Raw genomic sequence first — 13,296 nt, forward strand, 5'->3', positions numbered from 1 at the left:
CCGTGTCAGTGGCCGGGTGCGGCTCGGCTGATGTCCGCGAGCGCGGAGCGCGGGTCGTCGGCGGCGGCGAGGTCGCCCAGGGTGACCACGCCGACCGGGACACCGCCGTGCTCGACGACCGGGAGCCGGCGCACGGCGTGGCGGGCCATCAGCTCGGCCGCGCGGTCGGTGGTGTCGTCGGGTTCGAGGGTGACGACCGGCGGGGGCGTGCACACCGCGCCGACCGTGGTGGCGTCGGGGTCCCGTCCGTCGGCGACGCCGCGCAGCACGATGTCGCGGTCGGTGAGGACGCCGAACAGGTCGCAGTCGTAGGTCACCAGGACGTCGCCGACGTCCTCCTCGCGCATCAGCCGGGCCGCCCGGGCCACCGTCGTCATGGGCTCGACGGCCACCGCGGCCGGTGTCATCACGTCTCGGATGCGCCGTGTCATCTCGCGCCTCCCGGGGTCGGTACGTGTCGGTACGGGACTGCCTGCGGGCCGCGTAGCCCGCACCCGGGCCGGTAAACCGTTCCGCGGCAGGGCCCTCCTGGACGAGCTGCCGCTTCATGGCCCGGCGGGTACCCGGCGCGGGCCGGGGCAACCCCGCATCCCGGCCCGGGGCCCGGCGCGAGGTCCGGCGCGAGGTCCGGGGGCGAGCCGTGGCACCTGGCGGGTGCGGTACGACTACGGGTCGCCGGCTCTGCCGCCGTCACGCCCGAAGGGCCCGGCGGATCGCGCCGAGCCAGCCGTCGACCGGCCCGAAGGTGAGCAGCCCGCTGCCCGCGCCCGCGAGTTCACCGGACGCGGGCAGCAGCCTGTCGTGGGTCCGCCGCAGCGCCGGGCGGTCGCCGAGGGCGAGGGCGAGCGCGGCCTCGGCGCAGCACAGCGCCTCGTAGAGGAGGTCGGGCGGCGGTTCGGTCAGCGCCCGCAGGGCGTTTCGGGCCTCGGTGCCGCGGCCCTCGGCCAGCAGGGCGAAGGGCTCGGCCCAGGGCCGGTACGGTCCCCAGTCCGCGCCCGGGTCCACCTCCGCGGGCCGGCCGTGGGCCAGGCGCAGGCCGAGCAGGGCGAGCGGCAGGAGTCCGCGTTGCAGGCCGGGCATCCCCGCGCCGTCGAGCCGGGCGGCGGCCGACCGGTAGGCGGCCTCGGCGCTGTCGTGGGAACCGGCGGACGGGTCGGCGGTGGCGGCCCGGCGCAGGGCCAGGTACCAGGCGGTGAAAACGGGCACGAGGGGCCGTTCGTGCCGTTCGGCGAGGCGGTCCACGGCCGTCGCGTGCTCGTCGGCGGCCGTGAAGTCGGCGCGGGCCGAGCGGGCCTGGAGCCGGATCAGATGGCCGAGCACCTCGTAGTTGACCAGGCCGTGCCGGGTGCCGAGGGCGACGAGTTCGGCGCCGATCGTGTCCCGGCGCGGCGCCAGTCCGGCGCGGGTGCAGGACTGCATGAAGACGCCGTTGAGGGCGAACGCGAGCAGGGCGGGGTCGTCCAGGCGGCGGGCGATGCCCTCGGCCTCGGCGGCGGCCCGCGGCCCGCGCGGGGAGCGCACGCCCCGCGACTCCAGGGCGACCGTGGCCAGCAGACGGCAGCGTGCCGCCTCGGTGGTGGGGTCCTCGGGCAGGGCGCCGAGGGTGCGCTCGGCGGCGTCGACGAGGCGCCGCGCCAGGGCGGGGTCGTCGCTGCGGGTCCAGTTGGCGGGGACGTCGTAGGCGCCGATCACCCGGGCCGTCAGTTCCGCGTCGCCCGTCTCCTCCGCCGCCTGGACCGCCGTCATCCGGTGCTCCCGGGCGGCCTCCAGGCCACCGCCGCCGGTCACCGCGAGGCTGCGCAGCAGACCGACGGTGGATTCCAGGCGGGCCCGGGAACCGGCGGCGACCGTGCGGTCGTACGCCTCGGTCGCCCGGGCCCACAGCCGGGCCGCCGCGTCCGCCGGTTCGCCGGGCGGGTCCAGGTCCGGGTCCTGGGCGAGGATGCCGGCCTCCAGGCGGCGCAGCCGCGGGCCGGGGTCGATGCCGAGCCGCCCGGCCAGCAGGGCGCGGGCCCGGCGCAGCACGGCGAGGGCGTCCGCCTGCCGTCCGGTCCGGTACAGGGCGAGCGCGAGCAGGCGCCAGGACTCCTCGCGCCAGGGGTGCTCGGTGAGGTGCGCGTCCAGGTCGGGGACGGCCTCGGCGGCGCGCCCGAGTTCCACGAGCAGCTCCGCGCGCCGCTCGACGGCGCGCAGCCGCAGCTCGGTGAGCCGGGAGCGTTCGCCGCGGGCCCAGTCCGCCGCGCCGAACTCGGCGTAGGCGGGTCCCCGCCACTCCCCCAGCGCCGCGCGCAGCCGCTCGGGGGCCCGGGCGGCCGGCAGTCGGTCCGCCTCGGCGACGGCGGCCTCGAAGCGCCACGCGTCCACGGTGTCCGGCGCCGCGCGCAGGGCGTAGCCCGGTCCCTCGGTGACCAGCAGCCGGGCGGGGGCGCGCGGCGGGCGGTCGGGTTCCAGGGCGCGGCGCAGGTCGCCGACGAAGGTGCGCACCGCTCCGACGGCCCGCGGCGGCGGGGCGTCCCACAGGTCCTCGACCAGGCGGGCGACGGGGACGACCCGCCGCCGGGCCAGGATCAGCCGGGCGAGCACGGCCCGGTGCCGGGGGCCCTTGAGGGCGAGGTCGTGGGGGCCGCGCCGGGCGGTGACCGCTCCGAGCACACCGAACGTGACCGCTTCCATGTCCGTGTTCCGTCCGCTCCGATCCGCCACCGCGTGTGCGATCACCACGGTACGCGTGCGGGTCGGTCGCCGGTCGGCTGCTGATCGGTTGCTGATTCGCGCGCGGCAGCCTCGAAGACGTCACCAGGACGTGTGACACGAGCAGGAACAGAACAGAGAGGCGCCGACCACCATGAGCACCCCGACCACCCCGACCACCGCCGAGCCGGCCATACCCGGCTTCACCCGCGAACGCGTGACGGTCACCGACGGCGTCGGCCTGCACGTGGCCGTCGGCGGCACGGGCAGCCCGGTCGTGCTGCTGCACGGCTTTCCCCAGACCCACCTGATGTGGCGGCACGTCGCCGCCGACCTGGCGGCCGACCACACGGTCATCTGCCCCGACCTGCGCGGCTACGGCGCCAGCGACAAGCCCGCCGACCCGGACGGCACCGCGTACGCCAAGCGGGCCATGGCCGCCGACGTGGTCGCCCTGGCCCGGGAGCTGGGGCACGAGCGGTTCGCGCTGGCCGGTCACGACCGGGGCGCGCTGGTCGCGGTGCGCGCCGGGCTCGACCACCCCGACGCGGTGACGCACCTGGCCGCGCTGGACGTGCTGCCGACGCTGGACATGTGGGACGTCCTGCACGGCACGACGGCGGCGGTGGGCTTCCACCTGTATCTGATGGCGCAGCCGCCGGGGCTGCCGGAGCAGCTGATCGGCGCCGCGCCGGACGCGTTCTTCGGTCATTTCCTCGACGTGTGGACCCGGGACCCGGACGCCCTGCCCGCCGACGTCCGCGCCGCCTACCTGAAGGCGTCCCGCGAGGCGGTGCCGTCCATCGTGGCCGACTACCGGGCCTCGGCCGGCGTCGACGTGGACCACGACCGGGCGGACCGGGAGAACGGCAACCGGCTGCGGATGCCGGTGACCGTGCTCCAGCAGGACTGGGGCGCCGCCCTCGGCTACGACGCCGCCGCGCTGTGGCGGGCGTGGGCCCCGGACCTGCGGCACGAGACCGTCGGGTGCGGGCACTTCATGGCGGAGGAGGCGCCGGACGAGGTCGCCGGGGCGCTGCGCGAGCTGCTCACCCGGTAGCACCGGCCCCGGAGCGTGTGCACAACGATCGGTTGTACGTGCCGCCCGGGCGGTTGTTTGATCCGCCCGGCCCCGGCTCGCTTGGATGTCGGGCGTGACGGAGTCGGGTGTGGTCGAGTCGGACGTGGTGGGCGACGGGTCGTTGGGGCGCGGGTTCGGATGGCTGTGGGGTGCGTACACGGTCAGCACGTTCGGCACGCGGCTCGCCTTCGACGCCTTTCCGTTGATCGCGGTCATGGTGCTGGACGCCGGTCCGGCACGGGTGGCGGCGCTCTCGGCGGTCGGCCTCGCGGTGGGCGCGGTGGTGGCCGTGCCGCTCGGGCCGTGGGTGGAGTTCCGGCGCAAGCGGCCGGTGATGATCGCGACGGACCTGCTGCGGTGCGCGGTCCTGCTGAGCGTGCCGCTCGCGTACGCCTTCGGACGGCTCGGTTTCGCCCAGTTGCTGGTCGTGTCGGTGATCGTGGCCGCGGCCGACATCATCTTCAGGGCCGCGGCCGGTTCCTGTCTCAAGGCGCTGGTGCGGGGGCCGGACCTGCTCCGGGCCAACGGCCGGTTCGAGGCGACGACCTGGACCGCGGCCATGCTCGGACCGCCGGTCGGCGGGGCCGCGATCGGGCTCTTCGGCCCGGTGGTGACGGTGGCGGCCGACGCGGTCAGCTATCTCCTGTCGGCGCTGGGCATTCGCGCGATCGGGGGCGGGGAGCCGCGCCCGCCGCACGCGGCGGCGAGCCGGCTGCGCGCCGGTGACCTGCTGGACGGCTGGCGGTACGTGCTCTCCTCACCGGCCCTGCGTCCGCTGTTCCTCAACACGGTCCTGGTCAACGGTCTGATCATGGCGACGGCACCGCTGCTGGCCGTGCTCATGCTGGGCGACCTGGGCTTCGCCCCCTGGCAGTACGCGCTCGCCTTCGCCGTGCCGTGCCTCGGCGGGCTGGTCGGCTCGCGCCTGGCCGGCCCGCTCGTGGCCCGCTTCGGGGAGCACCGGGTGCTGGTGACCAGCGGCGTGCTGCGCGTCTGCTGGCCCGTAGGGCTGGCCTTCGTCGGCCCGGGCACCGGGGGGCTGGTGCTGGTGATGGCCGTCGAGTTCGGACTGATCGCGTCCGTGGGCGTGTACAACCCGGTGTACGCCACCCGGCGGCTGGAGTCGACGCCCGCGGACCGGGTGGCGCGCACGCTGTCGGCCTGGACGGTCAGCGGGAAGCTGACGACCGCGGCGCTGACCGCGCTGTGGGGCCTGCTGGCGGGCCTGACCGGGACGCGTACGGCCGTCGCGCTCGCGGGTGTGCTGCTCCTGGCGACCCCGCTGCTGTTGCCGCGACGCCCCCACACGTCCGCTCCCTCCCCCACCCGGCCCACCGCCGACGTCTGAGGCCCCCACGGTCACGCCTCCCGGTGCCGCCCCGGCACCGGCCGGGCAAGCACCGAGGGCCCGGCGAACCGGACGCGACAGCCCGGCCGCCACGCCCCACCCGGCGCAACGCCCGTCACGCCCGTCCCCGAGCCGGCCGGGCGGACGCGGAGGCCCGCCGGACCCGCACCCCGCACGCCCGCACCCAGGCCGGGCAGACAACCGAGCGCCTCGGCCGACCGGGCCGGACGCCCGCCCCTCAGGCCCGCGGCGACGCTTCCGTGCCCAGGTCGGGGAAGCGCCGGCGGGCCTCGGTGAACAGCGCGGGGTAGTCGGTGCCGTGGGTGACCGCGGCGGCGAAGAGGGCGCCGAGTGCGGCGCGCAGGGGGTCGGGATCCGCGGCGGCGCGGAGGGCGGGCAGCGCGAGGGCGCGGCACAGCGGGGCGCCCTGGGCCGCGCCGGGCGGGTCGGGCGCGGTGAGGGCGGTGCGGGCGTCGGTGAAGAAGCGGTCCCAGGCCCGCCGGGGATCGTCGAACGGGGCCGGCAGGGGCTCGCCCCGGTCCAGCGCGGTCAGCGCGGGCGCGATCCAGTCGACGCCGTCCAGTCCGGCGGCGGTGAGGGCCCGGCGGGCGGCCCAGCGGGCGAGGCCGCGCTGGGTGGCCGGGCACGCCGCGTCGACGGCGTCGAGCAGTTCGCGGTCCAGCGGTACGAGCCCGCGCGCGTCGGCACCGGCCTCCCGCACCCGCCGGCTGGGCAGCCGGCCGCCCCAGGACCGTATCTCGGCGCGCTCCCGTTCGGTCCGCGCCCCCGGGACGGGCGGCTCCAGGGCGCGTGCGTAGCGGTGCCGGTGTGCGGCGCTGCGCGAGGTCTGCCGGACGATCCGGTCCGCGGTGGGCGGGGCCGGCCAGAACTGCAGCAGGTACTGGCCGACCGGTCCCGCGTCCCGGGCCGTGCCGGACCCGGCCCCCGCGCCGCCGTCCATGCCGCGCCCGCAGTAGCGCACCCGGTGGTCGGCGGCCGGCAGGGGCCATTCGCACAGTGCGCCGCGGCCGCAGGGCAGGACGGCGGTCGAGGCGGTCAGCGGGCGGAAGGACGCCTCCACCACGTCCTCCCAGCGGTCTTCGAGGGGCGGCGCGGCGCCGTGCACCTCGACGGTGAGGGCGACCTTCCCGCTGCTCAGGCCCGTGCAGAGGAAGAGGCAGCCCGGGACGGCCGCGCCGCACAGACCGTTGGTCTGCCCGGCGCAGGCCTCCGACGACACCGGCGCCAACGGCTCGCGACGGCTGTCCACGTGGAACCGCCCGTGGACGACCGGTAGTTCACCCCTGTACACCGTCCGCATCCGCACGGCCCGTCCCCCCTCGCATCCGGCACTTCGAGGCCACCAGTATGCGGAGGGGGTCTGACAACGGTCCCGGCCGTGGGCCGGTGACGGTCTCGGTACGCCGGTCAGCAGGCCCCGGGCACGTCCCCGGTGACGCCGTTCAGCGGCGAGGGCGCGTCCCCGCGTCCACCCCCGACCCGTCCCTGATCCACCCCTGATCCGTCCCTGAGATGTGTCAGAAATCTTTGACAGGTGGCTCCGGCTCCTGTCAGCGTTTCCTGACAGGTACGACGGAAAGGGGTGCGATGCCCGAGGCCCCACCTCCGGCACCGACCGGTGACGAGTTGCTCAAGGTGCTCTCCGCGCTCGGCAACCCGCACCGCATGCGGATCGTCGCGGCGCTCCTGGAGAGCCGGAACTACGTCAGCGCACTGGCCCGCCTGATCGGCATGGGCCGTCCGCTGCTGCACATGCATCTGCAGCGACTGGAGGCCGCGGGCCTGGTCGCCGGCACGCTCGAGGTCGCGGAGGACGGCAAGACGGTGAAGTACTACGACGTCACCCCGTTCTTCTACGAACTCACCCCGCGGGTCGTCGCGCAGGCGGCCGCGACGATCACCGACACCACCGAGACCGACCGGACCGCCGGCCGGAGTGCGAAAGAGGAAGCGAAGTGAACGAGGACGTGGTGACTCTCGCCGCAGGGGCCGAGGAACTGGGGGTCCTGGTCGGCGCCGTGGGCGCGGCCGGGTTCTTCGGTCTGATGATCGTGATCGTCTGGCAGGTCGCCGCCACCTGGCGGGCCCGGATGCTGGCGGCGCGCGAGGAGCAGTACAAGGAGCTGGCCACTCGGTACGCGCGACTCCTGGAGGACACGGTGGAGTTGCAGCGCCGCACGGTGGAGGAGCAGCGGCAGACCCTCGACGAGCTGACCCAGACCCGGCTCGCGGTCGGCTCGATGGAGAAGATGATGCGCGAGATCGAATAGACACCGCCACCGGACCCCGCCGCTGACGTACGGCCGGGAGCTGCAACTCCCGGCCGTACCACGGCGGAACACACCCGACATCGCCAGATGTCGCACCAAAGACACACATCCGTCCCGTGCACCGCGGCAGGTCGACACACCTGAGCGCCGCGGTGCGGGTCCCGTGCGCCCTCGTGCCGGTCGCCGACCGGCGGGCGCGTTCCCCATGAAGGAGATTACTCATGCGTGCGCTGTTGCGGCGTGTGGCCCGTGCGCCCGGTGGGCGGCGCGGCAAGTGGTACGTCCTGGCGGCCTGGCTGGTCGTGGCCGTCGCGCTCGGTCCGCTGGCGGGCCGGCTGGGCGACGTCGAGGACACGAGTGCCAACGCCTTCCTGCCGCGCGGCGCGGAGTCCGCGCGTGTCAACACGGAGCTGGAGAGGTTCCGTACGGACACGCTGATGCCCGCCGTCGTCGTGCACACCGGTGCGGGGGCGAAGGAGCAGGCGGCCGCCGACCGGCCCGTGCTCGCCCGGTACGCCGCCGCGGGCGAGGAGGTGTCGCCGCCGATCCCGTCCGAGGACGGGAAGGCGCTGATGACGGTGGTTCCGCTGGACAGCGAGGACGACGTCACCGGGACGATCGACGAACTGCGGACGTCCGTGGGCGCGAACGCGCCGCCCGGAGTGGACGTCGCCGTCGGCGGCCCGGCCGGTTCGCTCACCGACCAGGTCGCCGTCTTCGACAGCCTGGACGCCACCCTGATGCTCGCCACCGGCCTGATCGTCGCCCTCCTGCTGCTGATCACGTACCGCAGTCCCGTCCTGTGGCTGCTGCCGCTGCTCTCCGTCGGTTTCGCGGCCGTCCTCACCCAGGTCGGCACCTACCTCCTGGCCCGGTACGCCGGGCTGCCGGTGGACCCGCAGAGTTCGGGCGTGCTGATGGTGCTCGTCTTCGGTGTCGGCACCGACTACGCACTGCTCCTCATCGCCCGTTACCGCGAGGAGTTGCACCGCCGCGCCGACCGGCACGAAGCGATGCGGATCGCGATGGTCCGCTCCGGCCCGGCGGTCCTCGCCTCGGCCGGCACCATCGCGGCGGGCCTGGCCTGTCTGGGATTCGCCGACATCAACTCCTCGCGCTCACTGGGACTGGTGGGCGCCGTGGGCGTGGTCTGCGCCTTCCTCGCGATGGTCACCGTGCTCCCGGCCCTCCTCGTCGTCACCGGCCGCTGGGTGTTCTGGCCCTTCGTGCCGAGGGCCGGTACGCCCGCCCGGGCGTCGCGCACGGTGTGGTCCCGCATCGGGTCCGCGGTCGCCCGGCGTCCCCGCTGGTCGTGGCTGATGTCGGTGGCCGTCACCGGTGTCCTCGCGCTCAGCACGGCCGGCCTCTCCATGGGACTGACCCAGGAGGAGATGTTCCAGGACAAGCCGGAGTCGGTGGTCGCCCAGGAGCGGATCTCGGCCCACTACCCGTCCGGCGCCTCCGATCCGGTGAAGATCGTCACCGCCACGGCGCACGCCGACGCGGTACGGCGGGCCGCGGCGGACGTCGGGGGCGTGGCCCGGGTGGAGGCCGGGGGCGACCGCACGCCCGACGGCGGCCGTACCCAGCTGTCGGTCGTCCTGGAGGACACCCCGGACAGCGAGCGTGCCAAGGACACGGTCGGCGGCCTGCGGGACGCCGTGCACGGGGTGGCCGGCGCGGAGGCGCTCGTGGGCGGCACCACCGCGCAGTACCTGGACACCCAGCGGGCCGCGGGCCGCGACCTGACGACGGTCGTTCCGATCGTGCTCCTGGTGGTCCTGGCCGTGCTGGTGGGGCTGCTGCGCGCCCTGGTGGCCCCGCTGCTGCTCCTGGCCACCGTGGTGCTGTCGTACCTGGCGGCGCTGGGCGCCTCGAACCTGCTCTTCGAGCACGTACTGGGCTTCGCGGGTGTCGACTGGTCGATTCCGCTGATGGGCTTCGTGTTCCTGGTCGCCCTGGGCATCGACTACAACATCTTCCTCATGCACCGGGTGCGCGAGGAGACGGCCCGGCTCGGGCACGCCCGCGGTGTGCTGGAGGGCCTGACCAGTACGGGAGGTGTGATCACCTCCGCCGGTGTCGTGCTCGCCGCGACCTTCGCCGTCTTCGCGGGGCTGCCGCTGGTGACCATGGCGCAGATGGGCGTCCTGGTCGGGATCGGCGTCCTGCTGGACACCTTCCTGGTGCGTACGGTGCTGGTGCCCGCCCTCGCCCTCGACCTGGGCCGCCGGTTCTGGTGGCCGGGCGCGCTGTTCCGGCGCCCGGCACGGCAGGAGGCGCCGTCCGTCAGCCCGGCTGGGAACTGTCCTTCAGCTCCCCCCAGCCGTGCCAGCGCTCCACCTCGATCCAGGCGCTGACCCGGGGACGCTCCCGCCTCGGGTACGGGTTGCCCGTGTAGTGCCGGGAGAGACGGTCGATGCCAACGAGGTCCTCGTCGTCGCGCATCTCGGCGACGCGGCCGATGAGGGTGACGTGGGTGTACCAGTCGTCGCCCGAGAGGACGGTGAGGGTGACGCGCGGGTCGCGGCGCAGGTGTCCCAGGCGCACGCGGCCCGCGTCGAGGTTGATCAGCACCCGGCCGTCGTCGTCCCACGCGTACCAGGTGGGCGTGGAGACGGGGGCACCGTCCTGGCGGAGGGTGGCCATGACGCACGGGTTGGGGCGGCGCAGCAGTTCGACGGCCTCGGGCGGCAGCGGCGGCTTCGACATGCGGACTCCTCGCGGTGTGGCGTGGTCCGGCACCGGGTCCGGTCACCGGTGCCGGGGGGCTCGTGCACCCGGTACCCGGGTGGGCTCAGTCGGACGCCTTCTCCTCGAAACTGGCGAAGTAGGCCGCCGCCATGTCCTCGTCGCCGTGTCCCTGGGCGGCGGCCCGGGCGAAGCGCTGCGCGCCGGCCGCGGCGAGGTCCAGCCGGACGCCGTTCGCCTCGCCGGCCTCGACGATCAGGCGGGCGTCCTTCTCGGCGGTGGCGACGGCGAACTGGGCCGGCGTCAGCGCGCCGTCGCGGATCAGGCCGGCCTTGGCCCGCAGGTAGCCCATGTCGAGCGGACCACCGGCGATGGCGTCGAAGAAGGTGTCCGGGTCGACGCCCAGGGCCTTGGCGAGCGAGAGGGTCTCGCCGCCGGCGTTGGTGACGGCGAGGACCCAGCTGTTGGCCACCAGTTTCAGCCGGGTGGCGCTGCCGGCCGCGCCGTCCTCGCCGGTCCACACGGTGCGCGAGCCGACGGCGTCGAACACGGGGGCCACGGTGTCCCGCGCCTCGCCCGGACCCGCCGCCAGCACCAGCAACTGACCGGCCTCGGCGGGCTGCCGGGTGCCGAGGACGGGGGCGTCGAAGAAGACGAGGCCCTGTTCGTGGGCGTAGGCGGCCAGATCGGCGACCGCGTCGACGCCCGCGGTGGTGGACTGCGCCCACACGGTGCCGGGACGCAGGCCGGGCTCGGCCCGCCGCATGGCGTCGAGCGCGGCCGGGCCGTCGTACAGCATCGTGAGGACGACGTCGGCGCCGCGTACGGCCTCGTCCGGGCTGCCCGCGACGTGCGCGCCGTCGGCGGCCAGCGGCTCGGCCTTGTCCCGGCTGCGGTTCCAGACGCGGACGGCGTGTCCGGCGCGGGCGAGGTTGCGGGCCATCGCGGCACCCATGATGCCGGTGCCCAGGACGCTCACGGTGAGCTGGTCGGTCATGACGCCGCCTTCTGACTCGTACTGTCTCGTGTCGCCGGTGGCCGGGCTCCTGCGAGCCGGTCCCGGGGGCCAGCCTGCCACCGGACGCGGGTCCCCGCGCGTCCGCGCGGGGACCCGTCCCGTACGGTACGGGTCCCCGCGCGTCCGCGCGGGGACCCGTCCCGTACGGTACGGCCGTGAACGCCTTCACCGACGACATCGACAGCAACGGCGGGACCGCCCCGGGCCGTTACGGACCCGCCGCCACCACCGAGGCCGACCCGCGGGAGGTGGGCCGGGTGCGGACCGAGTACTCCCCCGCGCACGACGGCGATCCCGATCCCGGCGAGATCGTCTGGACGTGGGTGCCCTATGAGGAGGCGGACGGCCGCGGCAAGGACCGGCCGGTGCTCGTGGTGGCCCGGGAGGCCGCCGGGACGGTGCTGGCCGTGCAGCTGTCCAGCAGGCGGCACGACGGGGACCGGGAGTGGGTGCCAATCGGCAGCGGGCCCTGGGACCGCACCGGGCGGGACTCCTGGGTCGACGTGGACCGGGTGCTGCGGCTGCACGACGCGGGTATGCGCCGCGAGGCGTGCGCCCTGGACCGGATGCGCTTCGACCTCGTACGGCATCGGCTGCGGGAGCGCTACGGCTGGAGCTGACCGGGACGGTCGGCGCCCTGCGGGAAGGCGCGCTCGAAGGCCGCCCGGACGGTGGCGCCCGGGGTGCGGTCCAGGATGCCGAAAGCCACCCGTTCAAAAGCACCGGCGAATCGCCCGCCGGGCCCGAGCAGTGTCCGGAACGCGCCCGCCACCTGGGCGGGGTCGTTGCGGAACACGCCGCAGCCCCAGGCGCCCAGGACCAGCCGCCGGTACCCGTGGACCGCGGCCGTCTCGAGGACCCGCTCGGCGCGCCCGGTGAGCGCGGCGGGCAGGTCGGCGGCGCGCTCCGGGGCCGTGCGCAGCACCACGCCCGCGTTGGGCGCGGCGGAGGTGAGGAACCCGGCCGTGAACGGCTCGCCCAGCAGGCGGCCCCGGTCGTCCCGGAAGACGGGTACGCCGGGCGAGTGGACGACGCGGTCCGTGTAGAACGGGTCGCGGTGGGCCCGGTGGTGGTCGTAGAACTCGCGCGCCCGCAGCAGGCAGGTGTACAGGGCGGAGGCCCGGCACAGGGCCTCTTCCTGGGCCTGGGCGCCGTTGAGATAACCGCCGCCCGGGTTGCGTGCGGAGGCGAAGTTGAGCACGGCGACGTCGCCGCCGAGCCGCCGGGCGGCCTCCAGGCTGCTCTCGCCGGTGACCTCGAAGACCGTGCGCGCCCCGGCCGGAACGGACACCTCGGCGGGCCCCGGCCCGTACATCCGCGTACCGTCCCGGGCCGCCCCGACCGCGGCCGCGAGGGGCACCTCACGCCCGTCGGACGTGCGGTAGGACCCGGCCGCGACGATCTGCTCCGTCTGCTGTGCGATGCCCCGCAGGCGCGCGCTCACGGCGCCACCCCCGTGGGCGCCGTGACCGCGCGCGGCGCGGTCTCCCCCGTCGTGCTCATGCGGGAATCCTGGGTGATGCTGAGGGTGCGGTGCAACGGAGTTTCCCGGCCGGCGAACGACGTGGGATGCCCTCGGAAACGGGCGGATCGCGGAGATTACCGAGCGGGAACGTCCCGAAATGCGTCCTTGTGCGGAGCGGCACGAGGGTCTTGGGTGGGACGAGTGTGCCGGCCCGGCCCACCGCAGAGGGGCCGGCGGCATGGTGGAATCTCAGGAGGATCCCGACATGTCCGATTCGGTTGGTGGCTGTATCCGGCCACGTACCGCCGTCAGTGAGGCCGAGGTCGAGGCGCTGGTCCGCGGCATCTGCTTCAAGACCGGTCCGCCCAGGCTCCTCGGCGTCGAGGTGGAATGGCTCGTCCACGAGCTGCGCGCGCCGCGGCTCCCCGTGTCACCCGAACGGCTCCGTGCGGTGTACACCGCGCTGCGGGCCGTGCCCCTGAGGTCGGCGCTGACCGTCGAACCCGGCGGCCAGCTGGAGCTGAGTTCGCTCCCCGCCGCCTCGCTGACGGAGTGCGTCCGCTCCGTCTCCGCCGATCTGGAAGCCGTCCGCGCCGTGCTGCGCGAGGACGGCCTGGCCCTGGTCGGCCTCGGCCACGATCCCTGGCACCCGCCGCGCCGCTACCTGCGGCAGCCGCGCTACGACGCCATGGAGTCCTGTCTCGACCGCAC

At 75.3% G+C, this 13,296-nt stretch carries 12 protein-coding genes and 1 pseudogene; 7 read left to right on the top strand and 6 right to left on the bottom strand.

Annotation, left to right across the window (positions count from 1 at the left end; all coding sequences use genetic code 11):
- Positions 1–5: 5 nt before the first annotated feature.
- Positions 6–431 carry a CBS domain-containing protein gene (locus ACH4D3_RS37805; RefSeq protein ID WP_398332207.1) on the bottom strand — a complete coding sequence of 142 codons (426 nt, stop codon included), beginning with the start codon at positions 429–431 and terminating at the stop codon, positions 6–8.
- Positions 432–690: 259 nt separating this feature from the next.
- Positions 691–2,673 (bottom strand): BTAD domain-containing putative transcriptional regulator, encoded by a 1,983-nt coding sequence (locus tag ACH4D3_RS37810; protein WP_398332209.1) that lies wholly within the window; start codon positions 2,671–2,673, stop codon positions 691–693.
- 172 nt (positions 2,674–2,845) lie between these two features.
- On the opposite strand from ACH4D3_RS37810, the gene ACH4D3_RS37815 reads away from it, so the two are divergent.
- On the top strand, positions 2,846–3,751 hold the full coding sequence (locus ACH4D3_RS37815; protein WP_398332211.1) for an alpha/beta fold hydrolase: 906 nt from the start codon (positions 2,846–2,848) through the stop codon (positions 3,749–3,751).
- Positions 3,752–3,836: 85 nt separating this feature from the next.
- Positions 3,837–5,120 (top strand): MFS transporter, encoded by a 1,284-nt coding sequence (locus tag ACH4D3_RS37820; RefSeq protein ID WP_398332213.1) that lies wholly within the window; start codon positions 3,837–3,839, stop codon positions 5,118–5,120.
- 238 nt (positions 5,121–5,358) lie between these two features.
- Here the strand turns inward: ACH4D3_RS37820 and ACH4D3_RS37825 are convergent, their stop codons facing one another.
- The gene (locus ACH4D3_RS37825) at positions 5,359–6,390 is read right to left on the bottom strand and encodes a hypothetical protein (RefSeq protein WP_398332214.1); all 1,032 of its coding nucleotides are present in this window, start codon (positions 6,388–6,390) and stop codon (positions 5,359–5,361) included.
- 338 nt (positions 6,391–6,728) lie between these two features.
- Between ACH4D3_RS37825 and ACH4D3_RS37830 the strand changes: the two genes are divergently transcribed.
- From ACH4D3_RS37830 to ACH4D3_RS37840, 3 genes are all read left to right on the top strand, one after another.
- Positions 6,729–7,100 carry an ArsR/SmtB family transcription factor gene (locus ACH4D3_RS37830; RefSeq protein WP_388515065.1) on the top strand — a complete coding sequence of 124 codons (372 nt, stop codon included), beginning with the start codon at positions 6,729–6,731 and terminating at the stop codon, positions 7,098–7,100.
- Positions 7,097–7,411 (top strand): hypothetical protein, encoded by a 315-nt coding sequence (locus ACH4D3_RS37835; protein WP_162832962.1) that lies wholly within the window; start codon positions 7,097–7,099, stop codon positions 7,409–7,411. The genes ACH4D3_RS37830 and ACH4D3_RS37835 overlap by 4 nt, the downstream gene beginning before the upstream one ends.
- A 221-nt stretch (positions 7,412–7,632) precedes the next feature.
- Positions 7,633–9,771 (top strand): MMPL family transporter, encoded by a 2,139-nt coding sequence (locus tag ACH4D3_RS37840; protein WP_398332217.1) that lies wholly within the window; start codon positions 7,633–7,635, stop codon positions 9,769–9,771.
- On the opposite strand, the gene ACH4D3_RS37845 is transcribed toward ACH4D3_RS37840, so the two are convergent.
- Positions 9,701–10,123 carry a PPOX class F420-dependent oxidoreductase gene (locus tag ACH4D3_RS37845; RefSeq protein WP_398332219.1) on the bottom strand — a complete coding sequence of 141 codons (423 nt, stop codon included), beginning with the start codon at positions 10,121–10,123 and terminating at the stop codon, positions 9,701–9,703. The two genes, ACH4D3_RS37840 and ACH4D3_RS37845, sit on opposite strands and share 71 nt — an antisense overlap.
- Before the next feature lie 85 nt (positions 10,124–10,208).
- Positions 10,209–11,117: pseudogene (locus ACH4D3_RS37850) on the bottom strand (NAD(P)-dependent oxidoreductase); the annotation flags it as partial.
- A gap of 158 nt (positions 11,118–11,275) precedes the next feature.
- Here ACH4D3_RS37850 and ACH4D3_RS37855 point away from each other — a divergent pair.
- A complete protein-coding gene (locus ACH4D3_RS37855) occupies positions 11,276–11,740 on the top strand; it encodes a type II toxin-antitoxin system PemK/MazF family toxin (protein ID WP_398332221.1) in 465 nt (154 codons plus the stop codon).
- Here the strand turns inward: ACH4D3_RS37855 and ACH4D3_RS37860 are convergent.
- On the bottom strand, positions 11,725–12,564 hold the full coding sequence (locus ACH4D3_RS37860; RefSeq protein WP_398332223.1) for a TIGR02452 family protein: 840 nt from the start codon (positions 12,562–12,564) through the stop codon (positions 11,725–11,727). The genes ACH4D3_RS37855 and ACH4D3_RS37860 overlap by 16 nt on opposite strands.
- A gap of 286 nt (positions 12,565–12,850) precedes the next feature.
- On the opposite strand from ACH4D3_RS37860, the gene ACH4D3_RS37865 reads away from it, so the two are divergent.
- On the top strand, positions 12,851–13,296 hold a 446-nt coding region (locus tag ACH4D3_RS37865; protein ID WP_398332224.1), incomplete at its 3' end, for a glutamate-cysteine ligase family protein.

This window comes from Streptomyces sp. NPDC018026, from assembly GCF_044327745.1.
Classification (GTDB): Bacteria; Actinomycetota; Actinomycetes; order Streptomycetales; family Streptomycetaceae; genus Streptomyces; species Streptomyces rubrogriseus.